The organism is Paramesorhizobium salinisoli (assembly GCF_003335045.1).
Classification (GTDB): Bacteria; Pseudomonadota; Alphaproteobacteria; order Rhizobiales; family Rhizobiaceae; genus Paramesorhizobium; species Paramesorhizobium salinisoli.
This window is the reverse complement of the sequence record NZ_QOZG01000002.1, coordinates 351,163-377,631: the sequence shown is the minus strand read 5'-3', so window position 1 is coordinate 377,631 and position 26,469 is coordinate 351,163. Positions and strand designations below refer to the sequence as shown.

At 61.2% G+C, this 26,469-nt stretch carries 29 protein-coding genes and 1 pseudogene; 15 read left to right on the top strand and 15 right to left on the bottom strand.

Annotated features, from left to right (window positions below; translation table 11 throughout):
- Window positions 1-78: 78 nt before the first annotated feature.
- The 8 genes from DUT91_RS05395 to sppA all read right to left on the bottom strand — a co-directional run bounded on the left by DUT91_RS05395 (window position 79) and on the right by sppA (window position 7,400).
- Complete coding sequence (locus DUT91_RS05395; RefSeq protein ID WP_160113625.1) at window positions 79-1,938, bottom strand: response regulator; 1,860 nt, start codon at window positions 1,936-1,938, stop codon at window positions 79-81.
- 215 nt (window positions 1,939-2,153) lie between these two features.
- A complete protein-coding gene (gene lspA / locus DUT91_RS05390) occupies window positions 2,154-2,651 on the bottom strand; it encodes a signal peptidase II (protein WP_114439335.1) in 498 nt (165 codons plus the stop codon).
- On the bottom strand, window positions 2,648-3,523 hold the full coding sequence (locus DUT91_RS05385; RefSeq protein ID WP_114439334.1) for a TrmH family RNA methyltransferase: 876 nt from the start codon (window positions 3,521-3,523) through the stop codon (window positions 2,648-2,650). The genes lspA and DUT91_RS05385 overlap by 4 nt, the downstream gene beginning before the upstream one ends.
- On the bottom strand, window positions 3,520-4,632 hold the full coding sequence (locus DUT91_RS05380) for an RsmD family RNA methyltransferase (RefSeq protein ID WP_200834904.1): 1,113 nt from the start codon (window positions 4,630-4,632) through the stop codon (window positions 3,520-3,522). The genes DUT91_RS05385 and DUT91_RS05380 overlap by 4 nt, the downstream gene beginning before the upstream one ends.
- A gap of 90 nt (window positions 4,633-4,722) precedes the next feature.
- Window positions 4,723-5,700 (bottom strand): bifunctional Delta(1)-pyrroline-2-carboxylate/Delta(1)-piperideine-2-carboxylate reductase, encoded by a 978-nt coding sequence (lhpI, locus tag DUT91_RS05375; protein ID WP_114439332.1) that lies wholly within the window; start codon window positions 5,698-5,700, stop codon window positions 4,723-4,725.
- A gap of 22 nt (window positions 5,701-5,722) precedes the next feature.
- Entirely contained in the window at window positions 5,723-6,052 is a 330-nt protein-coding gene (locus DUT91_RS05370) for a LapA family protein (RefSeq protein ID WP_114439331.1), read from the bottom strand.
- A gap of 7 nt (window positions 6,053-6,059) precedes the next feature.
- Entirely contained in the window at window positions 6,060-6,347 is a 288-nt protein-coding gene (locus tag DUT91_RS05365) for an integration host factor subunit beta (protein WP_114439330.1), read from the bottom strand.
- Between the two features lie 81 nt (window positions 6,348-6,428).
- The gene (sppA, locus tag DUT91_RS05360) at window positions 6,429-7,400 is read right to left on the bottom strand and encodes a signal peptide peptidase SppA (RefSeq protein WP_114439329.1); all 972 of its coding nucleotides are present in this window, start codon (window positions 7,398-7,400) and stop codon (window positions 6,429-6,431) included.
- Between the two features lie 309 nt (window positions 7,401-7,709).
- Here sppA and lptC point away from each other — a divergent pair, with 309 nt between their 5' ends.
- The 6 genes and pseudogenes from lptC to ptsN all read left to right on the top strand — a co-directional run bounded on the left by lptC (window position 7,710) and on the right by ptsN (window position 13,291).
- Entirely contained in the window at window positions 7,710-8,372 is a 663-nt protein-coding gene (lptC, locus tag DUT91_RS05355) for an LPS export ABC transporter periplasmic protein LptC (protein ID WP_245419598.1), read from the top strand.
- Between the two features lie 85 nt (window positions 8,373-8,457).
- A complete protein-coding gene (locus DUT91_RS05350) occupies window positions 8,458-9,129 on the top strand; it encodes an LptA/OstA family protein (RefSeq protein ID WP_425373748.1) in 672 nt (223 codons plus the stop codon).
- A 118-nt stretch (window positions 9,130-9,247) separates the two neighbouring features.
- Window positions 9,248-9,979 (top strand): annotated as a pseudogene (gene lptB, locus DUT91_RS05345) (LPS export ABC transporter ATP-binding protein); the annotation flags it as partial.
- 293 nt (window positions 9,980-10,272) lie between these two features.
- A complete protein-coding gene (gene rpoN, locus DUT91_RS05340; protein WP_114439326.1) occupies window positions 10,273-11,853 on the top strand; it encodes an RNA polymerase factor sigma-54 in 1,581 nt (526 codons plus the stop codon).
- A 290-nt stretch (window positions 11,854-12,143) separates the two neighbouring features.
- Window positions 12,144-12,737, top strand: coding sequence for a ribosome hibernation-promoting factor, HPF/YfiA family (gene hpf / locus DUT91_RS05335; protein WP_114439325.1), 594 nt, complete (start codon window positions 12,144-12,146; stop codon window positions 12,735-12,737).
- A gap of 89 nt (window positions 12,738-12,826) precedes the next feature.
- Window positions 12,827-13,291, top strand: a complete 465-nt coding sequence (ptsN, locus tag DUT91_RS05330) for a PTS IIA-like nitrogen regulatory protein PtsN (RefSeq protein ID WP_114439324.1) — start codon at window positions 12,827-12,829, stop codon at window positions 13,289-13,291.
- 204 nt (window positions 13,292-13,495) lie between these two features.
- On the opposite strand, the gene DUT91_RS05325 is transcribed toward ptsN, so the two are convergent.
- Both DUT91_RS05325 and DUT91_RS05320 read right to left on the bottom strand, forming a co-directional pair.
- Entirely contained in the window at window positions 13,496-13,747 is a 252-nt protein-coding gene (locus DUT91_RS05325; RefSeq protein WP_114439323.1) for a BQ00720 family protein, read from the bottom strand.
- A gap of 75 nt (window positions 13,748-13,822) precedes the next feature.
- The gene (locus DUT91_RS05320; RefSeq protein ID WP_114439322.1) at window positions 13,823-14,245 is read right to left on the bottom strand and encodes an Hsp20 family protein; all 423 of its coding nucleotides are present in this window, start codon (window positions 14,243-14,245) and stop codon (window positions 13,823-13,825) included.
- 147 nt (window positions 14,246-14,392) lie between these two features.
- Between DUT91_RS05320 and DUT91_RS05315 the strand changes: the two genes are divergently transcribed.
- Window positions 14,393-15,328 carry a nucleoside hydrolase gene (locus tag DUT91_RS05315; protein ID WP_114439321.1) on the top strand — a complete coding sequence of 312 codons (936 nt, stop codon included), beginning with the start codon at window positions 14,393-14,395 and terminating at the stop codon, window positions 15,326-15,328.
- A 2-nt stretch (window positions 15,329-15,330) separates the two neighbouring features.
- Here DUT91_RS05315 and DUT91_RS05310 read toward each other — a convergent pair whose 3' ends face one another.
- Entirely contained in the window at window positions 15,331-16,215 is an 885-nt protein-coding gene (locus DUT91_RS05310; protein ID WP_114439320.1) for a ribokinase, read from the bottom strand.
- Window positions 16,216-16,290: 75 nt separating this feature from the next.
- Window positions 16,291-16,791 carry a DUF2244 domain-containing protein gene (locus DUT91_RS05305; protein WP_114439319.1) on the bottom strand — a complete coding sequence of 167 codons (501 nt, stop codon included), beginning with the start codon at window positions 16,789-16,791 and terminating at the stop codon, window positions 16,291-16,293.
- 97 nt (window positions 16,792-16,888) lie between these two features.
- Here DUT91_RS05305 and nth point away from each other — a divergent pair, with 97 nt between their 5' ends.
- Window positions 16,889-17,626: an endonuclease III gene (nth, locus tag DUT91_RS05300; protein WP_114439318.1), complete on the top strand. Its 738-nt coding sequence runs from the start codon at window positions 16,889-16,891 to the stop codon at window positions 17,624-17,626.
- Between the two features lies 1 nt (window position 17,627).
- Here the strand turns inward: nth and DUT91_RS05295 are convergent, their stop codons facing one another.
- Entirely contained in the window at window positions 17,628-18,347 is a 720-nt protein-coding gene (locus DUT91_RS05295) for a sulfate transporter family protein (RefSeq protein WP_114439317.1), read from the bottom strand.
- A gap of 277 nt (window positions 18,348-18,624) precedes the next feature.
- On the opposite strand from DUT91_RS05295, the gene DUT91_RS05290 reads away from it, so the two are divergent.
- On the top strand, window positions 18,625-19,647 hold the full coding sequence (locus DUT91_RS05290; protein ID WP_114439316.1) for an adenosine kinase: 1,023 nt from the start codon (window positions 18,625-18,627) through the stop codon (window positions 19,645-19,647).
- Window positions 19,648-19,749: 102 nt separating this feature from the next.
- Here DUT91_RS05290 and grpE read toward each other — a convergent pair whose 3' ends face one another.
- Both grpE and hrcA read right to left on the bottom strand, forming a co-directional pair.
- Complete coding sequence (gene grpE / locus DUT91_RS05285; RefSeq protein WP_114439315.1) at window positions 19,750-20,448, bottom strand: nucleotide exchange factor GrpE; 699 nt, start codon at window positions 20,446-20,448, stop codon at window positions 19,750-19,752.
- 119 nt (window positions 20,449-20,567) lie between these two features.
- A complete protein-coding gene (gene hrcA, locus DUT91_RS05280; RefSeq protein WP_114439314.1) occupies window positions 20,568-21,638 on the bottom strand; it encodes a heat-inducible transcriptional repressor HrcA in 1,071 nt (356 codons plus the stop codon).
- Between the two features lie 290 nt (window positions 21,639-21,928).
- On the opposite strand from hrcA, the gene rph reads away from it, so the two are divergent.
- The 6 genes from rph to DUT91_RS05250 all read left to right on the top strand — a co-directional run bounded on the left by rph (window position 21,929) and on the right by DUT91_RS05250 (window position 26,394).
- A complete protein-coding gene (gene rph, locus DUT91_RS05275; RefSeq protein ID WP_114439313.1) occupies window positions 21,929-22,645 on the top strand; it encodes a ribonuclease PH in 717 nt (238 codons plus the stop codon).
- 30 nt (window positions 22,646-22,675) lie between these two features.
- Window positions 22,676-23,098, top strand: a complete 423-nt coding sequence (locus tag DUT91_RS05270) for a VOC family protein (RefSeq protein WP_114439651.1) — start codon at window positions 22,676-22,678, stop codon at window positions 23,096-23,098.
- The gene (rdgB, locus tag DUT91_RS05265; protein ID WP_114439312.1) at window positions 23,095-23,742 is read left to right on the top strand and encodes an RdgB/HAM1 family non-canonical purine NTP pyrophosphatase; all 648 of its coding nucleotides are present in this window, start codon (window positions 23,095-23,097) and stop codon (window positions 23,740-23,742) included. The genes DUT91_RS05270 and rdgB overlap by 4 nt, the downstream gene beginning before the upstream one ends.
- Window position 23,743: 1 nt before the next feature.
- Window positions 23,744-24,931, top strand: coding sequence for a radical SAM family heme chaperone HemW (hemW, locus tag DUT91_RS05260; protein WP_245419560.1), 1,188 nt, complete (start codon window positions 23,744-23,746; stop codon window positions 24,929-24,931).
- Window positions 24,932-25,117: 186 nt separating this feature from the next.
- Window positions 25,118-26,026 (top strand): 16S rRNA (cytidine(1402)-2'-O)-methyltransferase, encoded by a 909-nt coding sequence (gene rsmI, locus DUT91_RS05255; protein WP_114439311.1) that lies wholly within the window; start codon window positions 25,118-25,120, stop codon window positions 26,024-26,026.
- The gene (locus DUT91_RS05250; protein WP_114439310.1) at window positions 26,023-26,394 is read left to right on the top strand and encodes a YraN family protein; all 372 of its coding nucleotides are present in this window, start codon (window positions 26,023-26,025) and stop codon (window positions 26,392-26,394) included. The genes rsmI and DUT91_RS05250 overlap by 4 nt, the downstream gene beginning before the upstream one ends.
- The last annotated feature ends 75 nt before the right edge of the window (window positions 26,395-26,469 follow it).

Sequence of the window (26,469 nt, the reverse complement as noted above, 5' to 3'; positions counted from 1 at the left end):
CGGTCAGTTCAACGTTCAAGCGAGGGAGATAGCGTGAGACTGCTACATCACGATGACAGCATGGTGACATGAATATGGCTAGGTCCTTCCCTGTGCGGCATGTTCGGTGATGGCCAGCGCCAGTTCCGTCGGATCGACTGGCTTGGCGATGAAGCCGGTTGCGCCGAGTTTCATCAATTTTGCCCGCGTTTCGGCCTGGTCGTCGGCGGTGAGCACCAGGATGGGAACCGCTGGCGCGCCCTGTGCCGCCTCGAACATGCGGATCGCGGTGATAGCGGCGCCGCCGTTCATGCGCGGCATATGCAGGTCCATGAGGACGATATCGAATCGCATGCCTTCGAGCTCGGCGCGGCGGAAGGCAGCCACGGCGGCCTCGCCGTCGGCGGTGATGGAGGCCTGATGTCCGGCGCGCAGGAGAACGGCGCGCGCGAGTTGCAGATTGATTTCATTGTCATCGGCAATGAGAACCCGCAACGGCGCCGCGTCCGCGGATCCCCTCGGGGATGTAGGCACCTGCGGCGCCCGGATGGCCTTCCATAAGGGTTCCGGCAATTCGGCGGTCAGGATGCGCAAAAGGCTAGCCGAGCGGATCGGGCGCACGAGAAACGCATCGAAGCCCTGCCGCATGATATCGGGCAGGGCGTTCTTTTCCTCGGGCTTTATCAGGATCACAGCTTTGTGCACGCCGGTTTTACGCGGCTTGGAAGGCGATATGGAGGGTGTCTGGGCATTGAAAAGTGGAGAAAGCGCCTCGGCGAAGGCCATGTCGGCCAATATCGCGTCGAATTGCTGTCTTCCCGCCATTTTCAGCGCCGCCGGTCCATCGCTGGCGAAGAGCACATCGGCGCCATGATCGCCGAGCGTTTCGGCCAGGGCATCGGCTTCATGCCGGTTGGCGCTGAGGAGAAGATATCTCCGGCCTGCGAGGCAGGGATTTCCTTCCGGGGGCAATGCGCCGTTGAACGGCAGCGTGAAGAAGAAGCGGCAGCCCTCTTTCCATTGGCTTTCGACCGTGATGGCGCCGCCCATAGCCACCGCGATCTTTTGCGAGATGGCCAGCCCCAACCCGGCGCCGTCACGCGATTCCAGCGAGGCGTCGTCGGCCTGTTCGAACTCCCTGAAGATGCGCTCCTTGTCGCCCGGTCTGAGGCCGGGCCCGCTGTCGGTAACGCAGAAGACCAGCGAATTGCCATCCACCGAGACATCGAGAAGCACGCCGCCTTCATCAGTGAACTTGACGGCGTTGCCGATCAGGTTGAGCAGCACCTGCCGGACGCGCGCCTGGTCGATGCCTATTCTTGTCGGCACGCTGCTTGAAACATGACAGCCGAGGCTGATCCCTTTCGCATAGGCCCGCGATGCCAGGAGTTCGGTGACCGATTCGCAAAGCGGCACGATCTCCGTTTCCACGGATTTTGGCTCGAAATGCCCGGCCTCGATTTTCGAGAAATCCAGAAGATCCTCGATCAGGAGAAGAAGCGCGTCGCCCGATTGCAGGACGGCGTCGGTATAGGCACGCTGTTCGCCGGTCAGGCCCGTCCCGGCGAGTAGCTTCGCCATGCCGATGATGCCGTTCAGCGGCGTGCGGATTTCGTGGCTCACGGTGGCGAGAAAGCGCGATTTCGCCCGGTTGGCATTTTCTGCCCGTTCGCGCGCCTGGATCAGAAAGGCTTCCGATTCAAGTTTTTCGGTGGCCTCCCAAAGCCGGTCGGCCAATTCCTCGATCTTGCGGTGCTGGGCTTCGATCTTCTCTTCGAGCGTAAGGATGCCGCGGGTTTCCGGCGCGCGGGCAAAGCGGTGCCAGCCGAACGCGCCGGTCACAACCGCCAGGCCCGCGGACAGGATTGTCATCGGCAGAGGCCAATGCGCCAGCGCCGATGCGGTGGCGACGATACCGAGAAGCGGGCAGAGAATGAGGGCCGCTTTCGTCGTGACCACGCCTCTTCGCAATTCGCGGAATGATTTAGCCGGGCTGGGGCTCGCAGCCTCCCCCCGCATAGCCTCATGATGCGCCGGCGGGCGCTTCCGGGCAGGCGGTGGAGATTTATGGGCAGTCTGGCCGGCTATGCTCATGACCCGCCTTATCACAGAGATGTTCAGGCACGGTTTCCGGAAACGCTCAAATTTTCACCGAATCATCGGCGCTTTGTCCATTATCCGTCGTTGACCTTGCCGGCGCCCCGGTCGTTTTTCCAGGCGATGAGTTCGTCAAGGATGATCAATCCCGCGCCGATGGTGATGAAGGCATCCGCAAGATTGAACACGGCGAAGGACCATGTCGCGGTGTGGAACAGCACATAATCTATCACATAGCCGTGCAGGCTGCGATCGATCAGGTTACCCACGGCCCCGCCGATGATCAGCGCGAATCCGAACCGCGCCACCCGCCGCTCCGGCGAACTCGTCCACCAGAGATAGAGTACGAAACCAATGACGATGACCGTCATGGCGATCAGGCCGGTATCGCCTAGCGAAGAAAGCATGGAGAAGGCGATGCCGTTATTGTGCGTGCGAAACAGCGCGAGAAACGGCAGGATATCGATCTGCTGATGATATTCCATGCCCGTTTCGACCCAATATTTGATGATCTGGTCGGCAATGATGGCAAATATCACCACAAGTGAATAGGACAGCACGGCTTTTCGGGTCATTTGCCGGTTGGCCTTTCATCAAGGATCAGCGCCTCGCGCCTGATCTCGAACAGCATGACTGCGGTGGCGATTGCTAGATTGAGCGAGTCGGCGCGACCCGCCTGCGGGATGCGGGCAAGCTTGCTGCAGGCGAAAGCGAGACTGTCCGGCAATCCCTGCTGCTCGTTGCCCATCAAAAGAATGACGGGCTTGTTCCCATAGGGGATGCTGCGGTAGTCGACGGCGCCCTTAAGATGCGTGCCGACGACGAGACCGGAAAAGCTCTTCCGCCAACTCAGGAAATCAGCCTCGTTCGCCCGGTAGAGCGGCAGGGCGAAGACGGAGCCCATCGTCGCGCGCACCGTCTCGATGGAGAAAGGGTCGGTGGTGTCGCCGACCAATATGATGCCCTTTGCACCCACCGCGTCGGCGGTGCGGATGACGGTGCCGAGATTGCCGGGATCGCGCACCCGGTCGAGCGCGACATAGACGTCGTTGCCTTGTGGCTTGAGGTTCGCAAGCGGCTCATATCTCTGTTCGAAGACGCCGACGACCATCTGCGGGTTATCGCGCCTGGTGATGGCTGAAATGACCTTTTCGCTCACTTCCAGCACGAGGCCGCCCTTGGCCACCGTGCGCGCCGCCACCTGCTCGACGAGATTGTTGCCCTTGCCCGCCTTGGCAAAGACCAGTGTGCGGATGCGCCAGCCAAGATCGAGCGCGTCGATGACGAGCTTCAGCCCCTCTGCCAGAAAAACGCCCTGCTGGTCGCGGAACTTCTTCATCGACAGCGCGCGCAGATCCTTGATGATCGGATTGGTTAGGCTGGTGACTTCCTTCACCTTGCCCGTTCTTGGGATATGTGTTTGCGAAAAATCGTCGTTGCGGCTCATTGCGCCACCCAGCGGCTGAAAAGCGATGTGGAAAGCGCGCGCCCGGCGGAGCGTTCGCGTAAAATGAGTTCGCCCGATTCGACCCGTCCCCCAAGCCCGGTAAAGGCGTCGCGCATCAACTCATGAATAGCGAAGAACGAAGCGCGGATCGAATAGGCCGTCAGCACCACGGCCAATGGCTTCGGCGTGAGGATCGAGCGGCAGAGATCGACTATCTCAGGCAGATTGTCGAACAATTGCCAGATCTCGCCATTCGGGCCGCGGCCATAGGCGGGCGGATCGAGCAGGATGATGTCGTAACGGCTGTCGCGGCGCTCCTCGCGGGCGACGAATTTGGTCGCATCGTCGCAGATCCAGCGGATCGGCTTGGCCGACAGGCCCGCCATCTCCTGATTCTCGCGTGCCCAGAGGATCGCCTTCTTGGAGGCGTCCACATGGGTGACTTCCGCCCCGGCCCTCGCCGCGACTAGCGAGGCGACGCCGGTATAGCCGAAGAGGTTCAGCACCCGGACCGGACGTCCGGCATTGCGGATGAGGTGGTCCATGGTGGCCCAATGCGCGGCCTGCTCGGGAAAGACGCCAACATGGCGAAACGAGGTGAACCGCCCCAGAAAGGGGATGCCGTCATAGGCCATCGGCCAAGTCTCACCGAGCGGTTGGCGCGGAAAGTGCCACCGGCCGATACCCTCCTCGTCGGTATTGCCGGTGAAGACGGCATCGGCCTTGGCCCATTCTGCCTGGTCACATGCGGGAAGCCAGATCGCCTGGCCCTCCGGCCGCACGATGCGATAAGGCCCGTATTGCTCGAGCTTCTGGCCATTGCCGCTGTCGAGCAAAGCATAATCTTCCGATGGCTCGGTTTCGAGTATCAGCGCCAGCTTTTCATCAGGCCGCGTGCCTTCGCGCCGCTTCAGTTGGCGCGGCTGCACGGGTTCCGACGCCGGACGCGCCAGTTTCTCCGGCCCTGGCTTTTGCATTGGCGTTTGCACCGGCTTTGCCGGTGCTTTGGCATGCGGCGCGCGCGGTCCTGCCGCCGCCCCAGATGCCTTGTCGCCCCGCGGTTGCTCGCCCCGCTGCGGCCGTTTATCTCTTCGCTTCGGTGGTTTCACCAACACATTTCCTCTGCCTTAGCTTCCTCCTAGGACAAAGCGCCGGCGCGCGAAAGAAAAAAGCATGGGGAATGCTTCACGAGAGCAATGTCACGTTGCGCTTTTTGCGGACGCCTTTTCATAAACCAGGATACCGGCGGCGAGATCCTCGAGCGCGGCCCCGACCGACTTGAACAGCGTGATCTCCTCCGCCGAGCCGCGTCCCTGCACCTTGCCGCGCGACAAATCGTAGAGATCGCCGAGCACATGGCTTTCTGAAATGACGCCGGCCTTGAGCGGCTGGACGATATCGCCGCCCTCTTTCAGTGCGCCCTCCCTGGTGTCGACGAACACCCGGGCGCGCTCGATACAGGAATCGTCCGTCTCGCGCATGGAAGGAGAAAATGCGCCGATCAGATCGACATGCGCGCCGGGTTTGAGAAACCGGCCGTGGATCAGCGGAATGGTGGAAAGCGTGGCGGCTGAGATAATGTCGGCTTCGGCGATCGCCGCATCGCGATCCTCGGCGACACGGGCATTGAAACCCTCGGCGGTCAATTGCCTGACGATATTCTCCGCGCCCTGCATGTTGCGATTCCAGATGGCAATATCGCGGATCGGGCGGACGGCGCTGTGCGCCCGGGCGATGAAGGCCGAGAGCGATCCGGCGCCGATGATCGCCAGCCGTTCGGCATCCTCGCGGGCAAGATAGCGCGCGGCAAGCGCCGAAGCGCCGGCGGTGCGCCAGTTGGTCAGCCGCTGCCCGTCGATCAGCGCTTTCGGTTCGCCGGTGGTGCCATCGAGCAGGAGGTAGACACCCATCACGGCGGGCTTGCCGATAGCGCCATTGTCAGGGGAGACCGTGACGATCTTGACGCCCATATATCCTGGGGAAGCATCCTTCAGCGTAGAGAAATCGGACCATGCCGGCATCAGCAGCAGCGTCGAAGCCGTCCCCTGCGGCCGCTCCACCGCATGGTGGTGCCGGACCGGCTGAACCATGCCCTCGCGAAAGGCGCGGTCGAGCGCATCGACCATATCGGGCCAGTTCAGGACGGCATCGACTTCATCCGCGGATATGTTTTTCATGGGATGTCGGACCCGCGAGTGTTCAATGCAGCGCAGGCAGGTTTGTCTGTGCGGTGTGATCCGTGGCTGTCCCGCCCTGTTGGCGCAGCCTGTCGGCTTCTGCTTTTCTGGTGCGGGCGAGCTTGCGGTATTTGCCCTGAGTGAACCATGTCACCAGGCCGCCCAGAATGAGGCCGGTGATCAGCGTCCCGAACAGCCAGACGAACAGCGGCGCCGTATAGGACAGCGCGGGATTTCCAGGATTGAACGGATCGAGCGTCACGGTGACGTCATGGCGATTGGCGACCGACAACGCGATCAGCACGATCGCCAGCGGCACGAAGACGACAAGAGTGACAAGGCGGTTTGTCATGACAGGGCTATTGGTCGCTGCTGTTCAGGCGGTCGCGCAGTTCCTTGCCTGTCTTGAAGAATGGCACCCATTTCTCCTCCACGCTCACCGCCTCGCCCGTACGGGGATTGCGGCCGCTGCGTGCAGGGCGGTTCTTGACCGAAAAGGCGCCAAAACCACGCAGTTCCACGCGATTCCCATCCGCCAGCGCATCGGTAATCTCATCGAATACGGCGCCGACGATATTTTCCACGTCGCGTTGAAAGAGATGCGGGTTACGGCTGGCGATGATCTGCACAAGTTCTGACTTGATCATGGCGTTCGTCCTCTCTTTGCACGTTGCGTTCACGTCTATGCGAGTACATTAGTATTCGCATAGACGTTGATATTCAACAGCTTATTGGCCTTTGGCCGATGCCGGTTCCGCATGCCAGATCGACAGAAGGCCGGGTGTGAAGATACGGTCGCCCGTGACCTCGCGCAGCAGGCTGCCGCTTTCCTCCGGCAGCCCCAGATACCGCGTCAGCAATCGCGCTGCCGATTCCGAGAGAAAAAAGCTTGTACCCGATCGATCCGGCTTCCATTCGACGACCGGGAGACGACCGTCCACGCCCTTGCTTTTCAGCCAGTCGACGGCCTGGTCCTCGCCACCCAGCGAATCGACGAGCTTGTTGTCGATGCCTTGCCGTCCGGTGAAGACTGCGCCGTTCGCGAGCGCCAGGGCCTGTGCATGGTCGAGCGGGCGGCGGCTTTCGACGATGCCGACGAACCAGGCATAGGAATCCATGATCATGTTGTGGATCATTGCCTTGGCTTCGTCGCTTGCGGGGCTGAAGAAGTTCGGCTCGGCCTTGAGCGGGCTTGATTTGATGGTCTCGACCTTGACGCCGAGCTTGGTCAGGAGTTGGGAAATATCGGGATACTGGAACAGAACGCCGATGGAGCCGACGATCGAGGATTGGCGTGCCACGATGTGGTCGGTCGCGCTGGCGATCATGTAGCCGGCGGAAGCGGCAAGCGTGCCGACCTGCGCGACGACGGGTTTTTTCTCGGCCACCTTGCGCACGGCTTCGAAGATGGCCTCGCCGCCTGCCGTCGTGCCTCCCGGCGAATCGATGGAGACGATCAGCCCCTTGACGGCGCCGCTCGCAGCAATCTTGTCGAGACGTTCAAGCAGTTCGTCGTCCTCGAGGATCGTGCCTTCGATCTTCACCTTGGCGATATGCGGCGCGCTGCGCCCGCCGCCGCCGATGAAATAGACCAGCGCAGCGATGCCGAGCGCTATCACGGCCAGCGTTGCGATACGCCAGAATGTGAGTTTTCGTCGCAACCTTCGCCGGTCTAGGATCGCATCGGCAGTTTGTGTCATGGTGCAGCCTGTATTCCTTGTTGCTCGAAATGCCCGATACCATATAGAGGGGCCATATAGACCTTCCATATGGCATGCATGAAATCGCCAGGGATTTGCCGCCACTTTAGGTGTAGGTTAACTCCTGCGGCAAGACTCGGTTATGTTGTATCTGTTATTCTATCCCAAAATAACCATATTGGAGTGTGAATGGGCCAATGAAATTGGTCTGGCCTGTCCAGTACGAAAGAATCTAGTCGCATGAAAACGAAGAAAAACGACTTGAGCGAGGGATCCAGAATCCCCGCGAGTGGCGCGACGGGCGCCCATATGTTCGGCGTCTCCGAAAAGAGCGCCGCGATTTTCCGCTCGGCACAGCGCCACTCGGGCCGCGTCCGCGTGCTGAAGACGGTGCTGCCCATCGCGGCCCTCGCGGTCGCCGGCGTCTTCTCGTGGTTCACCTTCCTGGCGACCCCCTCCGCTCCGCTCAAGGTCCAGGTTGGCGCAACCGGGATGGAGGACGGCAAGCTGGTGATGACCAATCCCAAGCTCGATGGCTTCACCAAGCAAAATCTTCCCTATACGATGACGGCGGCACGGGCCACGCAGGACGTGACGAATAGTGGCGTGATCACCCTTGAGAACATCGATGCAAGCCTGCCTCTTGGCGACAATGGCCGCGCCACGATCGAGGCGAAGTCAGGCATTTACGACAATGCTAATGGACGTTTGCAACTCGATAAGGATTTTACTGTTACTACTAGCAGTGGCCTGACGGCAAAAATGAAGTCGGCGGACGTCAATATTTCAACGGGGCAGATCACCACGGATCAGCCTGTCGATATCCAGAGCGGCAATGCGCATATCCTTGCAGACAAGATGCAGATGCAGGATCACGGTCAAGTGATGGTGTTCGAGAATAAGGTAAAGCTTGTCATCGACGCGGCGAAAGAGCAAAAGGACGTTATTTCGGTTCCGGGTAACGATGGCTGAGGGCAGGGCCCCTGTCATGTGCCCGTTCGGGCAGGTCGGATAGAGGGCGGACATCGGGCGCTGCCGTTTTATAGGGGATGTGAGAATGCAGCGCAGATCGACAGCACAAAATGACCTCCGGTCGCGATATCTCGGGCGCAAGCGCGTCGGCGCAATGGCGCTTCTTGCAGCCATGACGGCCTTTGCCGCCCCGGCGCTCGCCCAGCAGGCCGTTCCATTCGGCGGTCTCAATCTTTCCAATGGCAAGGAACCCGTGCAGATCAACGCGGACCGGCTGGAGATGCGCGACAAGGAAGGCTTGGCCATATTTACCGGCAATGTCTCGGTCGTGCAGGGACAGACGGTACTCAAATCCGGCAAGATGACGGTCTATTTCAGCAAGGCCGCCGAGAAAGACGCCAAATCCGGTGATAAAACCGCCGCCGCGCAGCCGCAGGCAGCGCCGGGCCTTGGTGCGGCCGGCATCGATCATCTCGAAGTCAGCGACAAGGTATATCTCAAGTCCGGTACGCAGGTCGCCACCGGCGACAGCGGCACATATGACGCCAAGACGCAGACCATGACGCTCGTGGGCAAGAAGGTCGTGCTTTCCGATGGCGAGAATGTCGCCACGGGCTGCAAGCTGACCGCGAATACCGGTACCAGCAGGGCTTTTCTGGAAAGCTGCAAAGGCCAGCCCGGCCGGGTTTCGATCATCCTCGCGCCGAAAAGCGCGCAGCAGCAGGGCAATCGTGCCGGCAGCGCTAAAAGCAACTGATCCGGGCCAGACAGTGTCATTTTTCTCGCGTACCAAGGTAGAAGGTAAGGATGGTGTTCAGCCATCCGCCGCCGCAGCCCCCGCAGATGCCTCCCGCCCGGCGGGTTCGGGTGATCTCAAGCGCCTCAAGGGTACGCTGGTCGCCCGTGGCCTGACCAAGAGCTATCGCGGCAGGCAGGTGGTCAATGGCGTGTCTTTCGGCGTGCGGGCGGGAGAGGCCGTCGGCATCCTCGGCCCCAATGGCGCGGGCAAGACTACGTGTTTCTACATGGTGACGGGCCTCGTTCCGGTCGATAGCGGCAGCATCGAGATCGACGGTTTCGACGTCACGACCATGCCGATGTACAGGCGCTCGCGTCTTGGGATTGGTTATCTCCCGCAGGAAGCGTCGATCTTCCGTGGCCTCTCGGTCGAAAACAACATCAAGGCCGTCCTGGAAGTCGTCGAGAAGGACAAGAAGAAGCGCGCCAGCGAGTTGGACGCCCTGCTCGAGGAGTTTCATATTGCGCATCTTCGCAAGGCGACGGCGCTTTCGCTTTCAGGCGGTGAGCGCCGCCGGCTCGAAATTGCCCGCGCGCTGGCCTCGCGGCCTAATTTCATGCTCCTCGACGAACCTTTCGCGGGTGTCGATCCGATCGCCGTGGCCGATATCCAGCAATTGGTGCGGCACCTGACGAGCCGCGGCATCGGCGTTCTCATCACCGATCACAATGTACGCGAGACGCTGGGTCTTATCGATCGGGCCTATATCATCCACGCCGGTCAGGTCCTCACCCACGGTCGTCCCGCGGAAATCGTCGCCAACCCCGATGTCCGGCGCCTCTATCTCGGCGACCAGTTCATGCTTTGATCTGCCCTAGAGCAGCAGTAATTCCCCTTCCGTTCTTTATTCTGCGAAAAAATGAATCACGAAAGTATGATTCCGTGCGCTTTGTCGCGCCGGAATGGTCGAATCCGCACATTCGGAATTGACAAGCAAGGTTTGTACCAGTTTTGTAATGGAGGGTTGCACGAGAGCGCCGCGCGTTTATTTGGACGCGCAAACGGCGCTTTAAATATTGAATCTATGCATCGTGCTTTTGGGTAAATCGGAATCGGTTCGATCGATGCCGCAGGTGGTGTAAGGGGAGTAAAGCGCAGGCCATGGCACTTTCGCCAAAGCTCGATTTGCGGCAATCACAGTCGCTCGTGATGACGCCGCAATTGATGCAGTCCATCAGGTTGCTGCAGATGACTCATATCGAGCTTGAGCATTTCATCGATCTCGAAATCGAGAAAAACCCGCTCCTGGAACGTATCGAACCGGCTAATGACGATATCTCCGAAAGTCGCATTGCGCCTGGCGGCAAGGGCGAAGTACCGGCCGATAGTGATGGTCACCCCTATGAGGCCGCGCATGTTTCCGACGAGGGTGAGGGGGACGGCATCGACTGGGAGAACCGTGACGCGCCGGATTCAAGCGCCATTTCCGAGACATTCGACAGCTCGATGGAAAATGTCTTTCCCGACGATCCCGGCCGTTATGAGCAGATCGCGCCCGATCTAGCCTCGCAGTGGAAATCTTCCGGCGGCGACGGCTATATCAGCGGCAGCGGCGAAGGCTATGATATCGAGCAGGTGACGGCGCATCGCGCCACGCTGCGGGACCATGTTGACGAGCAGATTCTCTTCGCCTTCAGCGATCCCGCCGCAAGGCTTCTCGCCGCCGATCTCGCCGACCAGCTTGACGAGATGGGCTATCTCAGGGCGGACCTTCATGAGGTAGCCGCGCGTCTGGGAACCAGCCTGTCGCTGATTGAAGACGTGCTCGCCGTGCTGCAGACCTTCGATCCCGTCGGGCTGTTCGCCCGCGACCTTGCCGAATGCCTGGCCATCCAGCTCAGGCAGAAGGATCGGTTCGATCCGGCGATGCGGGCGCTGGTTGCCAATCTCGAATTATTGGCGAAGCGCGATTTTCAGGCTTTGAAAAAGCTCTGCGGCGTGGATCAGTCGGACCTTCTCGACATGCTGGCTGAAATTCGCCTGCTGGATCCCAAGCCGGGCGCGCTTTTCGCCGTTGGCGTAGCCGACGCCATCATCCCCGATGTCAATGTCATGCCCGCCCATGGCGGCGGCTGGGAGATTGAGCTCAACGCTGCAGCCTTGCCGCGGGTCCTCGTCAATCATGAATATTACACCGCCGTTGCGCGGGGCGCCGGCGTGCAGGACAAGGACTTCCTCTCTGAATGCCTGCAGAACGCCAACTGGCTGACGCGCAGCCTCGATCAACGCGCCCGCACCATCCTGAAGGTGACGAGCGAGATCGTGCGCCAGCAGGACGGCTTCCTGATGAACGGCATTTCCCAGCTGAAGCCGCTCAATCTGCGGATGGTCGCCGACGCCATCGGCATGCACGAATCCACCGTGAGTCGCGTTACTGCCAACAAATACATGCTGACCCCGCGCGGTGTCTTCGAGCTGCGCTATTTCTTCAGCGCCGCGATCGCCTCGGCCGAAGGTGGCGATGCCCATTCCTCCGAGACGGTGCGCCATCACATACGGCGGTTGATAGATCGCGAAAGTCCCGATTCCATATTGTCCGATGATGCCATTGTCGATATTCTTAACCGCGACGGCGTGGATATCGCACGACGTACCGTGGCCAAATACAGGGAATCGATGAGTATTCCTTCTTCGATTCAGCGGCGGCGGGAGAAAAAGGCGATCGCTGCATCCGCGCGGTAGGATGCAATTGAAGACGCAATGAGGGAAGGGATCCGTTAAGGACTTCTTAAGTTGGAATTGACTTTCGCAACGTCACTCAATAGAAGCCCGCTCGCGCGATGATGCGCGGGCTGTCCGAAGCTGCATGGCCGAATGAGGCCAAAAGTCAGGGATGCGCGGCAGCAGGTGGTTAATCGGAACGGGGAAGTTGATCGTATGATCCGTGCACCAGGGTGCCGGGTTGCTTTGTTCACACCGCGCTCTATGGCTGGATTAAGCCACAGGGTGAAACCAAGACGAGGTATAACCACATGAATCTGCGTGTATCTGGAAAGCACATGGATATCGGCGACGCATTCCGTATCCGGATCGAAGATCGGATCAAGGATGTGATCGGCAAATATTATGACGGCGGATATTCTGGCCAGATCACGGTCGAGAAATCCAGCTCCCGCTTTTCCGCAGATTGCCTGCTGCATCTCGATACCGGGGCCACCTTGCAGACCACGGCTGAGGCGCAGGATCCGCAACTGGCTTTCGATGGGGCCGCCGACAAGATCGAAACGCGCCTGCGGCGCTACAAGCGCCGGCTGAAATCGCATCAGGGCGCCAACAACAACGGCGTCTATGATGACGTGGCTTATCGCGTGATGTCTCCGGCTCCCGAGGATGACGAAGACATTCCGGAGGATTATGCCCCGACGATCGTGGCCGAAACCTCTGTATCGTTGCGTACCATGAGTGTCGCGTCCGCGGTGGTGGAACTCGATCTCAAGGATAGTCCGGTTCTCGTGTTCCGTAATGCGGGTAACAGACAGGTCAATATCGTCTACCGTCGGGCCGATGGCAACATTGGTTGGATCGATCCCTCGACCGTGACAGGGCAAAACGCATCCCGCTCCTGAGAGCAACCTTGAGGCTTCCATATCGTTTTAGGTATGGAAGCCTATATAGTCGGGATTGTCTGATCCCGCATGAAGAAGGAATGGAGAGAATGGATCTTAGCGATCTGATTCAGCCCGCGGCAATTATTCCCGCGCTGAAAGCAAGCTCCAAGAAGCAATTGTTGCAGGTCATGGCCGAGAAGGCTGCGGAACTGACGGGGCTTACCGAACGCGAAGTGTTCGATACCATCCTGCAGCGCGAGCGGCTGGGCTCGACCGGTGTGGGGAACGGCATCGCCATCCCCCACGGCAAGCTCAACAGCATCAAGCGCATCACCGGCATTTTCGCCAGGTTGGACAATCCCGTGGATTTCGAGGCGCTGGACGACCAGCCGGTGGATATCGTCTTCCTGCTGCTGGCACCCGAAAACGCGGGAGCGGACCATCTCAAGGCCCTGTCGCGCATTGCCCGTCTGCTGCGCGATCCTGAGATGGTGACCAAGCTCCGTGGCACGCACGACGCCCAGGCGCTCTACGCCTTCCTGACGACCCAGCCAGCCTCCAACGCAGCTTGAGCTGAGGCCGGGCAGCATAGGTTATAAGTAGTGCTTCGGCGCACCGGCTCCGTCGGCCACCCGGCGGGCAGAGGGAAGTGTGCATGAGCACAAGCCGTGCCGGCTCGTCAGATAAATCCCCACCCAACAGTAAAGAATCTCTCCATCAAACGAAAAAGGGCTGCCTTTTTGCAGCCCTTTTGCAGTCTTGGGAGGTAGAAAAATCTACTGCAGCATCACCGTGCGCAGTTCGTGTTCCTGCGCCCCGGCCAGGATATTGGCGCGCGCATCGGAAAGTACGATCGGGGCGCCGTCGGCGCCGAACAGGGCCCAGAGCTCAAGCCCTGGAGCCATCGGCGGCAGTGCCGGAAAGCTGCGCGCCAGGTCGTCGGTCCGCATCTTGCGCATATAGGCGACTTCGCCCGCGCCGAGATGCGCGAATTCGGATTCGGTGAAGATTTGCTTTTCGTTGGTCATTCAAGCCTCCATTTCGAGACAAGTCACGAGCGACCCTGTCTTCTAGAGCTGTTGCGGCATTCGCCGGGGCGGGGCTCAATCCTTGACGTTTATATCAATACGTTTGACGAGCCGTTCCGGTTCCGGGCGGTCGAGATCGATTGACAGAAGCCCGTTCTGCAATTCCGCGGCGGTGACGCGCATCCCGTCCGCCAGCACGAAAACGCGCTGGAACTGACGTGCGGCAATACCGCGATGCAGATATTCGCGTTCCTCTTCCTCCGTCTGCCGGCCACGGATGACGAGTTGATTGTCTTCCGTCGTCACCTCGAGATCGTTGTCGGAGAAACCCGCGACCGCCAACGTGATTCTCAGTCGTTCGGTCCCGGTCTTGGTACGCAGTCGTTCGATATTGTATGGCGGATATCCGTCTCCGGATTTGGCAATACGTTCCAGGGTCTTTTCCATGGTATCGAACCCGAGCAGAAGCGGGCTCGAAAACGGTGTCATGCGTGTCATCTGCAGCCCTCGTCAAAGCGACCGTAATCGGAAGAACCCGTTTCGGCATTTCTTCCTTGCCAACAGATATGGTCCGTGAAATCCGTGACTTCAAGAGCCGAATCGCACTGATAACGCGATGGCGGCGCAAGAAAGGATATGGCGGGAATGGCACGCAAGATCATCATCGATACCGATCCGGGGCAGGACGACGCGCTGGCGATCCTGCTGGCGCTGGCGAGCCCCGAGCTCGAAATCGCAGGTATCACGGCCGTAGCGGGCAACGTGCCGCTCCCGCTGACCGAGACGAACGCCCGCAAGATCTGCGAACTGGCCGGCAAGCCCGAGACGAAGATTTATGCCGGCGCGGCGCAACCTTTGATGCGCAAGCTGGTCACGGCGGAACATGTCCATGGCCGCACCGGGCTCGATGGTCCCGATCTGCCGGAACCGGTCATGGCGTTGCAGCCGCAGCACGCGGTCGATTTTATCATCGAGACAGTTCTCAGTGAGGAGCCGGGCAGCATCACGCTCTGCGCCCTCGGGCCGCTCACCAATATCGCGCTGGCGCTTTTGCGCGCGCCGGAGATCGCACCGAGGATCCGTGAGATCGTGCTGATGGGCGGCGGCTTTTTCGAGGGGGGCAACATCACCCCCGCCGCCGAGTTCAACATCTATGTCGATCCAGAAGCGGCGAAGATCGTCTTCGCCTCCGGCGTCCCGATCGTCGTCATGCCCCTCGATGTAACCCACAAGGCGCTGACCAAGGCGAAGCGCATCGATCGCTACCGCACCATGGGAACCCGGACCGGCGATGCCTGCGTGGCGCTGCTCGAATTCTTCGAGCGCTTCGACGAGGCAAAATATGGCAGCGACGGCGGTCCGCTGCACGACCCGAACGTCATCGCCTATCTCCTGAAGCCGGAGCTCTATTCAGGCCGTTACTGCAATGTCGAGATCGAGACGCAGTCGGAACTCACCCTGGGCATGACCATCATCGACTGGTGGGGCGTCACGACGAGGCCGAAGAATGCCCTCGTCATGCGCGACGTCGACCATAACGGCTTTTTCGATCTTCTGGCGGAGCGTATCGGGACGCTTTGATCCTACGCCGGTAACTCTGCCGAAAACGGGATGGCGGGCTGCGCGCCTGGCTTGAGGCAGGCGAACGATGCGGCCGTCGCAGCGCGGCGGCAGGCATCCTTCAACTCCAACCCCATGTCGAGGCCGGCGGCCAGATAACCGCAGAAGGTATCGCCCGCGCCTGTCGTATCGACCGGTTTCACCGGATAGGCGGCAACGGTAAAGCGCGTCCGCGGCGTGGCAACGCGAAGGCCTTCCGCGCCGAGCGTCACGATCACCGTGCGGCCGGTCTTTTCCACGAAATCCGCCATTCGCTCGTCGCGGTCGGAACCCCCGAGTTCCAGCTTGTCGGCGGCCAGGTCGAACTCCGTCTCGTTGGCGATGACGATATCGGCAAGCGCCAGCAATTCGGCCGCCTCGTCGCGCCAGGGTGCGATGTTGAGGATGGAGGTTGTACCGCTCGCGCGCGCCGCGCCGAGCGCCGTCTTGACGGTCGCAAGCGGGATTTCATGCTGGAGCAGCAGATGCCCACCGGAAAGTTCCGCCGCTTCCACGTCACGTTGCGAGACCATGCCGTTCGCTCCTGCCACGACGACAATGACATTCTCGCCCGACGCCTCGACGGTGATGAGCGCTATCCCCGTCGCCGTATCGGCCTTGCGCACCAGGGCAAGATCGACGCCGCCCTCATCGAGGAGCGCCAGCGCTTCCTTTCCGAAAGCGTCATTGCCGACAGCGCCGACCATGCGGACTTCGGCACCCGCCCGCGCCGCGGCCAATGCCTGGTTGGCGCCCTTGCCGCCCGGCGCCGACTGGAAATCGGAACCCGACACGGTTTCGCCCGGCTTCGGAAGCTGCGCGGTCTTGGCAATCAGATCGAGATTGATGGAGCCGATAACGGTAATCATGGGAACCCTGCTTGATGGCTGGCGAGATGAAAAGACGCATATACAGGGTATCGGCAGCCGATGGCCAGAGGAACTCTAGCGCCCCTTGGCAGTCGCAAGCGCCCGGCTGAAGGCCATGGCGAAACTCTCGCGATCATCAGGGTTGAGGAAGGAGCCGATCGCGACCTGTCGCCCTTCGCCCTCGACATTCATCGCCGTAATCCCGATCTCGTCGTGTCGCGAGACGCGAAAGCGCGTCCAGAAGGGATTGAAGCGATGTTCGCGCGATCGCCCCGACGGCGCGATCTGCCTGATGTCGAGCGCCGTGCGCGAGACGGAAATCTCCTCCCGGGCGCGGGCCGCCCGATAGTTCAGTTGAAAGGCCAGATAGACGAGGAGGACATCGAGGCCGAAGAAGCCGAAGACCGGCCATGCGCCGATCGCCAGGAACAGGACGCCGCAGAACATCCATCCCGCCAGAAGCGCCGCCATCAGCACCCGAAACCCGGCGCGTCCGAGCGAACGGTGCGGCACCAGAAGGGCGCGAAAGAAGGGAGTGTCGTTTGCCTCCGGCTGTGCTCCGCGTGGCTGGATCATCTCGTCACAGGCTCCTGGCCTTGCCAATTCCCTCGTTGCCAATCCATGGTCGAGGTTACAATTGTCATGCAGCAGTCAGGATGAGTATAGAGGTCGAATGGAAAACGCCAAGGTCAAATTGTCAGCGTCCGCCGCGCGCAAGCGTCCGGCCCGTGTCGCCGGAACCCTCTATACGAAGCAGGAAATCCACGAGATTTTCCGGCGCTTTTGCGTGCAGCGTCCGGAGCCGAAAGGCGAACTGGAGCATGTGAATGCTTTCACGCTTCTGGTCGCCGTGGTGCTTTCCGCCCAGGCGACCGATGCCGGCGTCAACAAGGCGACGCGCGGGCTGTTCGCCGTCGCCGACACGCCGGAAAAGATGCTGGCGCTGGGCGAGGAGAAGGTTGGCGACTATATCAGGACCATCGGTCTGTGGCGCAACAAGGCGAAGAATGTCATCGCACTGTCCGAAGCGCTGATCCGCGATCATGGCAGCATCGTTCCCGGCGATCGCGACGCGCTGGTGAAATTGCCGGGCGTCGGGCGCAAGACGGCCAATGTCGTGCTCAACATGGCCTTCGGCCAGCCGACCATGGCGGTCGATACCCACATCCTGCGCATCGGCAACCGCATCGGCCTTGCACCGGGCAAGACGCCCGATCAGGTCGAAAAAACCCTGTTGAGGGTCGTGCCGCAGGAATATCTCCTGCATGCGCATCACTGGCTGATCCTGCACGGGCGCTATGTCTGCAAGGCGCGCAAGCCGGAATGCGACAAATGCGTCATCGCCGATCTCTGCAAGGCGGCGGTGAAAACCAGTGACATTCCCGCGCCACTGGTTCCGCTCGCCGCCTGAATCATGCAGCGGGGCGTGCAACTGGTCTTTTGCCGCTGATCCCCTTGTAGAGATGCACCATCATCGCAGCGGCGAAAAGCGGCGTCAGCAGGTTGACGATGGGGATGGCGAGGAAGGCGGCGATCACCAGCCCCGCCAGGAATACCGTGCCTCCATGCTGGGAACGCAACGCCTTGGCTTCGTTCTCGCCGAGGAAGCGCATGGCGGCGAATTCGAAATATTCCCGCCCCAGCAGATAGCCGTTGACGATGAAGAAGGCGATGATGTTGACGCCCGGAATGAACAGCAGGAACAGCGCGAAGATATTGCCGATAATGACAATCCCGAGGAATTTCAGCGAGAGGACGAGCGAGCGCATGATAGGCAGCGCCTTCCCTGGCGGATCGGCGGGATAATCCTCCCGCTCGATGACCTCGGCGGCGTCATCGAGAAAAAAGCTCGCGATAATGGCGGTGACAGGTGCGATCAGCAGCGCCAGCGCGAGCGCCAGGCCGAGACTGGCGAAGATCGCTCCGATCGTCCCGAGCCAGCCTGCCCATTGCGGCAGGCCGGGAAGCAGTTCGTCCAGATATGGCCAGGCGAGATAGACGAAGAGCTGGCGCAAAGCCACCCAGAGGAGGACCAGCACGAGAAACGTCGCTCCCAGCGATTTCCACAGCACTGAGCGGAACTCCGGTGTGAACAGGCGTTGCAGGGCGGCGCGGGCGGCTTCGAAGATCATCGGTATTCCTTATCTCCAAGGGCGGTGTACCCGGTCGGATACACTGCCCCGAGACATAGGAAGCCCGCGCCCGCTAAAAAAGGTCAAGGCCCAGGCGAGAATGGCGAGGCTAGCCAAACAGGCCGCAAAACGATACACCCGCTACCACGCTGTGCTTCCGGGCCATTGGTCCGGGCTGGAGCATGATGCCGAACGGCGCGAAGCGGTTTTCGCGCAACATCATGCTTTGGCTGATTATTTGCCCTTATCGTTAACTCTGCGGGATTGCTGAATTTCCATGTCCAAATTCGATGTTCTGTGTATCGGCAATGCGATTGTCGATATTCTCGCGCGCACCGACGACGCCTTTCTCGTGAAGAATGCCATCGTGAAGGGTGCGATGAACCTGATCGACGAGGAACGGGCCGAACTGCTTTATGAGCGCATGGGACCGGCGGTCGAAATGTCGGGCGGCAGCGCCGGCAACACGGCGGCGGGTATCGCCAGCCTCGGCGGCCACGCCGCCTATTTCGGGAAGGTCGCGGCGGATCATCTCGGGCGCATCTTCACGCACGATATTCGTGCCCAGGGCGTCGTGTTCGACACCCGTGCGCTGGAGGACGGCGCGCCGACCGCCCGCTCGATGATCTTCGTCACGCCTGATGGCGAGCGCTCGATGAACACCTATCTCGGCGCCTGCATCGAGCTTGGCCCCGAAGATGTCGAAAGCTCGAAGGTGGCCGAGGCGAAGGTCGTCTATTTCGAAGGCTATCTCTGGGACCCGCCGCGCGCCAAGGAGGCGATAAGGCTCTCAGCCAAGCTCGCCCATGAGCATGGCGGCCAGGTGGCGATGACGCTTTCGGACCCCTTCTGCGTCGATCGTTACCGCGAGGAGTTTCTCGAGCTGATGCGTTCGGGCACGGTCGATATTGTTTTCGCCAACGAGGCGGAGCTGAAATCGCTCTACCAGACGGAATCATTCGAGTTGGGGCTGGAGGCGATCCGCCAGGATTGCAAGCTCGCCGCAGTAACCCGTTCGGAAAAGGGATCGATCATCGTGACGCGCGAGGAAACCGTTGCTGTCCCGGCGATCAAGCTGCGCGAACTGGTGGATACCACAGGCGCGGGCGATCTCTACGCCTCCGGCTTCCTCTACGGCTACACCCATGATTTCTCGCTTCAGGATTGCGCCCGCCTTGGTTCGCTGACGGCAGGCATCATCATCCAGCAGATGGGCCCGCGTCCGCAGGCAAGCCTGCGCGACATCGCGGAGCAGAGCGGGCTGCTGCAGACGGCCAGCGTGGAGCGCTATAGCCTTTGAGGCGCTCTGCACATGGCTGAGCAATATATGTAGATTGGCCGGGACGAGCTTTCGCTACCCCGGCCACATAATTCAGAAATATTCCACTGAGGCCTGAAACGATCAGGCATCACCCTCGGCCTGCGGATTGGCCGGGCCTGGCTCAGCCGCCGCTTCGACCGTCTGCTGCTTCGGTCCGCCGCGAGAAACGCCGACGAGGGCGGGGCGCAGCACGCGGTCGCCGATGACGAAGCCGGCCTGCGCCACCTGCAGCACCGTATTGTTTGGCACTTCGCTATTGGGAATTTCGAACATTGCCTGATGGAAATGGGGATCGAATTTCTGCCCTTCCGGCTCGATCTTCTTCACGCCATGCCGTTCCAGCGTCGAAAGCATGGCGCGTTCCGTCATCTCCACGCCTTCCGCAAGGGCGTTCAGCCCCGTATCGCCTTTTTCGAGCGCATCCGCGGGGATGGCGTCGAGGGCACGGCGCAGATTGTCCGAAACCGCCAGCATGTCGCGCGCAAAGTTGGCGACGGAATAGACCCTGGCGTCCTGCACGTCGCGCGCGGTGCGCTTGCGCAGGTTTTCCATCTCCGCGGCAAGCCGCATGAGCTGGTCCTTCAGTTCGCTGTTCTCGGCTTGAAGCTCTGCCACCGGATCGGTTTCGGCTTCCTCTTCCGCCGCTTCCGCCCGCGCTTCGGCTTTGCGTGATTTCAGGAAATCGTCGGCCGCGCGCTTCAGCGCTTCACGATCCCTAGGATTGTTGATGTCGCGCTGGTCAAGATCGGGCGTCTCGCCTGTATTTTTTTCTTCAGCCATTCCAATTTTCCGTCTTGAATCGTCAGTTGCGTCGGATATCGAGGTTTAACCCCGGGAAATCAAGTGCATCTGGCAGTGATTTGCCCATGATATGTCCGTGAGATGAATGAAAAGCATACCTATCGCAGAAGTCTCGAGACGAGCTGCGCAGTATAATCGACCATCGGCACGATGCGCGCATAGTTGAGGCGCGTCGGGCCGATGATGCCGAGTGCGCCGACCACCCTCTGTTCGGCGTCTCTATAGGGAGCGACCACGAGCGATGAGCCGGAAAGCGAGAAAAGCTTGTTTTCCGAGCCGATGAAGATGCGCACGCCGGATCCCGCCTCGGCAAGGTCGAGAAGCTGGATCATGCCTTCCTTGGTCTCCAGATCGTCGAAAAGATGCCTTAGCCGCTCGATATCCTCCTGCGCGTGGAGGTTTTCCAGGAGATTGGCGCGCCCGCGCACGATGAGCCGCGTCGGTTGGTCGTTGCCGCCGCCGCTCCATATGGCGAGCCCCTGCTCGACCAGATGCTGCGAAAGCGTGTCTAGCGCCTGCTTGGTTTCCTCCTTCAGCCGCGAGAGTTCGCCGCGCGCTTCCGAAAGCGTGCGGCCCTGAATATGGGCGTTGAGAAAATTCGACGCCTCGATGAGCTGCGATGCCGTGACCCCCGGCGGCAGGTCGAGGATGCGGTTTTCCACGTCGCCGCTCTGCGTGACGAGAACGGCCAGCGCCCGCGTCGGATCGAGGCGCACGAATTCGATATGCTTCAGCGCGCCTTCCGCCTTGGTGGCCAGTACCAGCCCGGCGCCGCGCGAAAGGCCGGAGAGGATCTGGCTGGCCTCCGTCAGCACGTTTTCCACCGAATGGCCGCTTCCGGCCGCGCGCACCTGGGCCTCGATCGATTTACGCTCGTCGGGTGGCAGGTCGCCGATTTCCAGGAACGCATCGACGAAGAAACGCAGGCCCATCTGCGTGGGCAGGCGCCCCGCCGAGACATGCGGCGCGTAGATGAGACCGAGTTGCTCCAGATCGCTCATCACATTGCGGATCGTCGCCGGCGAAAGCGCCAGCGGCAGAATCCGCGAGAGATTGCGCGACCCGACGGGCTCGCCGTCGTTCAGATAGCTTTCGACGATACGCCGGAAGATGTCGCGCGAGCGCTGATCGAGGGTAGCAAGCGTTTCGGGAACTGCTGCTTTCATCATGTTCGTTGCACGACTCCTTTGCCCATAACGAGCCTTAACGGAATTGGACATGATTATATATGCTGGTCTTCCCCGGGGATCAAAGCGCGACCGCACGTTTCCTGAAATCCACGCCGGCTTGAGCACAAAAAATGGGGAAATTCAGAATGCCGCGGCCGCCTTCTACAGTGTCTCGAAGGGACGCACGGCGCTGCAGCGCGCTTCAAACGCAGGTAAAGCAGGCAAATCTTCTTTCTATTTGCGCGTTTGCAGCCTAAAAGCCGTCCCACGAAACGGAATCGAGGTCATCAATGCGTCCATCCAAGCGCGCCGCAGACGAAATGCGCGCCGTCTCATTCGAGCGCGGCGTTTCAAAACATGCCGAGGGCTCCTGCCTGGTCAAATTCGGCGATACACAGGTGCTCTGCACGGCGAGCCTCGAGGAGAAGGTGCCGGGCTGGATGCGCAATTCCGGCAAGGGCTGGGTGACGGCGGAATACGGCATGCTGCCGCGCTCGACCGGCGATCGCATGCGCCGCGAGGCTTCCACCGGTAAGCAAGGCGGACGTACACTGGAAATCCAGCGGCTGATCGGTCGCAGCCTGCGCGCCGTCGTCGATCTCCAGGCGCTCGGTGAACAGCAGATCACGGTGGATTGCGATGTCATCCAGGCCGATGGCGGCACCCGCACTGCCGCGATCACCGGTGGCTGGGTGGCGCTTCACGAGTGCCTGCGCTGGATGGAAACCCGCCAGATGGTCAAGCTCGACAAGGTTCTGAAGGACCATGTCGCCGCCATCTCCTGCGGCATCTGCGAGGGCGTACCTGTCATCGATCTCGATTATGCCGAGGATTCGACCGCCGGAACGGACGCCAATTTCGTCATGACCGGCAAGGGCGGCATCGTCGAGATACAGGGCACTGCCGAAGGCGTGCCATTCTCGGAAGAGGAGTTCGCCTCGCTGATGGCGCTCGCGCGTGGCGGCATCAACCGGCTCGTCTCCTTGCAGAAAATGGCCGTTGCCTGAGAGGTTCCTGAAGGAGGACCTGCCATGAAGATGCAGCCCGCCGCCGTTCTGGAATCCGTTCTCTATGTCGCGGATCTGCCTCGTGCGGTGGCTTTCTATCGCGACGTGCTGGGGCTTGAGCCGACCGGCCATGCCGATCATCGCGCCGCCTTCTTCCGCTGTGGCGCGGGCGTGGTGATCCTGTTCGACCCGGACGAGACCATCAAGCCGTCCGCGCCGGGCAAGCTGCCTGTCCCCACGCATGGCGCAAAGGGCCCGGGCCATCTCTGCTTCAGCGCCAGCCGCGCCGAGATCGCCGAATGGAAGGCGCATCTTGAGGCGCATGGCGTGGAGATCGAAAGCGAGTTCGACTGGCCGAATGGCGCCCACTCGATCTATTTCCGTGATCCCTCGGGCAATTCGCTCGAATTCGCGGAACCACAATTATGGCCGCAACTATGGAATATCGAATGAGAAAGCTCGAAAAAGGCCGGCTGGTTGTCGCAACCCATAACAAGGGCAAGCTGCGCGAGATCGACGATCTGATCGGCCCGTTCGGCTTTGAAACGCAATCGGCCGGCGAACTGGGGCTATCCGAGCCCGATGAAACCGGCACGACCTTCGAGGAAAACGCCGCCATCAAGGCGTTGGCCGCGGCAAAGGCCACCGGCCTGCCAGCCCTTTCGGACGATTCCGGCCTTGTCGTCGATATGCTCGGCGGTGCACCGGGTGTCTACACTGCCAATTGGGCGGAACTGCCCGATGGCACCCGCGATTTCCTGCACGGCATGCGCAAGGTCGAGGATGCGTTGCAGGACAAGGGTGCTGTGTCGCCGGACCAGCGCCGCGCTCGCTTCGTCTCGGTCATCTGCATCGCCTGGCCGGATGGGCATACGGATTTCTATCGCGGCGAGGTGGAGGGCGGCATCGTCTGGCCGCCGCGCGGCGACAAGGGGTTCGGCTATGATCCGCTCTTCCGGCCCGATGGCTACGACAGGACTTTCGGCGAAATGCAGGCCGAGGAGAAGCACGGATGGAAGCCGGGCATGGCGCAGGCGCTTTCGCACCGCGCCAGGGCCTTCCGGCTCTTCGCCCGCGATGCGCTGGGTATCGAGTGACATGGGGCAGATGATGCGGCCGGAAAGGATTCATGGGGCGGAAGGCGAGAACGCCTTCGGCGTCTATGTCCACTGGCCGTTCTGCGCGGCCAAGTGCCCCTATTGTGATTTCAACAGCCATGTCCGCCACCAGCCGGTCGACCAGCCACGCTTTGCCCAGGCTTTCGCGCAGGAGATGCGCACCATGCGCGCGCGCACCGGTCCGCGCACCGTCACCAGCATCTTTCTTGGCGGCGGCACGCCGTCGCTGATGCAGCCTGCCACAGTGGAGCAGCTTCTCAATGAGATCGCCGCCAACTGGAGCATTGCCGAAGGCGTGGAAGTGACGCTCGAGGCCAACCCGTCGAGTGTCGAGGCCGACCGGTTCCGTGGCTATCGCGCGGCAGGCGTCAATCGCGTCTCGCTTGGCGTGCAGGCATTGAACGACCGGGATCTGAAAAGGCTCGGTCGTCTGCACAATGTCGAGGAAGCGCTGACGGCAATCGGCCTGGCGCGGGAGATATTCCCTCGCCTGTCCTTCGATTTGATCTATGCCAGGCCCGACCAGACTATCGCGGAATGGCGCGCGGAATTGCAGCAGGCGATCGCGCTCGCCGCCGATCATCTCTCGCTCTATCAGCTCACCATCGAGGAGGGCACGCCCTTCTATAATCTCTGGAAAGCGGGAAAGCTCGTCACCCCTGATGGCGATCACGCAGCAGCGCTTTATCTGGAAACGCAGGCGGTGACGGCGGCCCATGGCCTCCCTGCCTACGAGATTTCCAATCATGCGGCACCGGGTGCTGAATCCCGGCACAATCTGGTCTACTGGCGCTATGGCGAATATGTCGGCATCGGACCGGGCGCTCATGGCCGCTTCATCGAAAACGGCATCCGCACCGTCACCATGAGCGAGCGTCATCCCGAGACCTGGCTGGAGAAGGCCGAGCGACAGGGCCATGGGGTCATCGAGGAAGAATATCTGACGAGTGCCCAGGAGGGCGACGAGTTCCTGATGATGGGATTGCGGCTCGTCGAGGGCATCGACCTCGCCCGCTATCGCCGCCTGACGGGACACGATATCGATCGCGGCAGGCTCGAAAGCCTTGTCGGTCAGCGCCTGATCGAACCGATGGGCGGCACGCGCATCCGTGCCACGCCGGATGGCGCGCTTCTCTTGGACGCGGTGGTAGCGGATTTGGCGGCTTAGTGCGGTTCTTGTTTTAATGAAATCGCTAGGCGCCCCCCACTGTCTTGCCGGACATCTCCCCCACACATGGGGGGAGATGTCCGGCAGTGCAGAGGGGGGCGCGCTGTCCTGCCAACGTATCTTCAGATAGCTTTGCAGCAGGTGATTTGCTGCATAGGGTAGCGATATTCAAGTCAGGAAAATTCCTTGGACGACACCAATAGTCCCCCGCGCGAATATATCATCGGCGCAGCCGCCTTCCGGGCACGGCCGCTCGAACCGGCGCTCTATATCGTCGCCACGCCGATCGGCAATCTCGGTGACATGACGATCCGTGGCCTCGAAACTCTCGCCGGCGCCGATATCCTGGCCTGCGAGGACACGCGCGTCACCCGTGTCCTGCTCGACCGCTTCGGCATAGCCAGACGGCCCGTCGCCTATCATGAGCACAATGCGGCCGAGGCCGGGCCGAAGCTGATCGCGGCCCTTCTCGAAGGCAAGAGTGTCGCGCTCGTCTCCGACGCGGGAACGCCGCTCGTCTCCGATCCCGGCTACAGGCTGGTGGGCGAGGCGAAGGCCGCGGGCATCCGCGTCGTCCCCATCCCCGGCGCGTCCGCCGTGCTCGCCGCGCTCACCGCATCGGGCCTGCCAACCGACAGCTTTCATTTTGCCGGCTTCCTGCCCGTCAAGCAGGGGCAACGGCGCACGCGGCTCGAGGCGCTGCAACACATCGACGCGACGCTGGTCTTCTTCGAGTCGCCCAACCGCACCGCCGCCACGCTGGCAGACATGGCCGTGGTTTTCGGCGAGACCCGCAAGGGCGCGCTTTGCCGCGAGTTGACCAAGGCTTATGAGACGGTGGTCGCCGCGCCGCTTGGGCAACTCTCCAGCCAGTTCGACGGCGAGGACCGGCTGCGCGGCGAAGTCGTGCTCCTGGTCGGCCCGCCCGACGAGGCGAAGGCGCCGACAAGCCCTGGGGATATCGACCGATTGCTCCTGTCGCTTTCCGCCGAGATGTCGCCGGCGAAAGCGGCGGGCGAGGCTGCGCGAATGACCGGCGGGCAGAAGGGCGAGCTCTATCAGCGCCTCATCGCGCTCAAGGCCGGGGGCACATGACAGCGGCCCGCCACAAGCGCAAGGCGTTCTTTCGCGGCCATTCGGCGGAGCGGCTGGCTTCGTTCGCCTTGATGCTGAAAGGCTTCCGCATTCTCGCGCGCCGCTACAGGACGCGGCTTGGCGAGATCGACCTGATTGCCCGGCGCGGCGATCTGGTTCTCATCGTCGAGGTCAAGGCCCGCACGACGCTGGAAGCGGCGATGGACGCCGTCAATCATACCTCCATGCGCCGGATCGAGGCGGCGGCCGATCTCTGGCTGGCGCGCCAGCCGGATCGGGCGCTTCTGTCGCTGCGTTTCGATCTCGTGGCTGTCCTGCCATGGCGCTGGCCACGGCATGTACCCGCTGCCTTCACGTCTTTCCGATAAAGCGACTTGCGTCGTTGTTAAAATCCATAATATTTGTAGAGTAATCAATTCCGTCGGGCCGAGACAGGCATATAG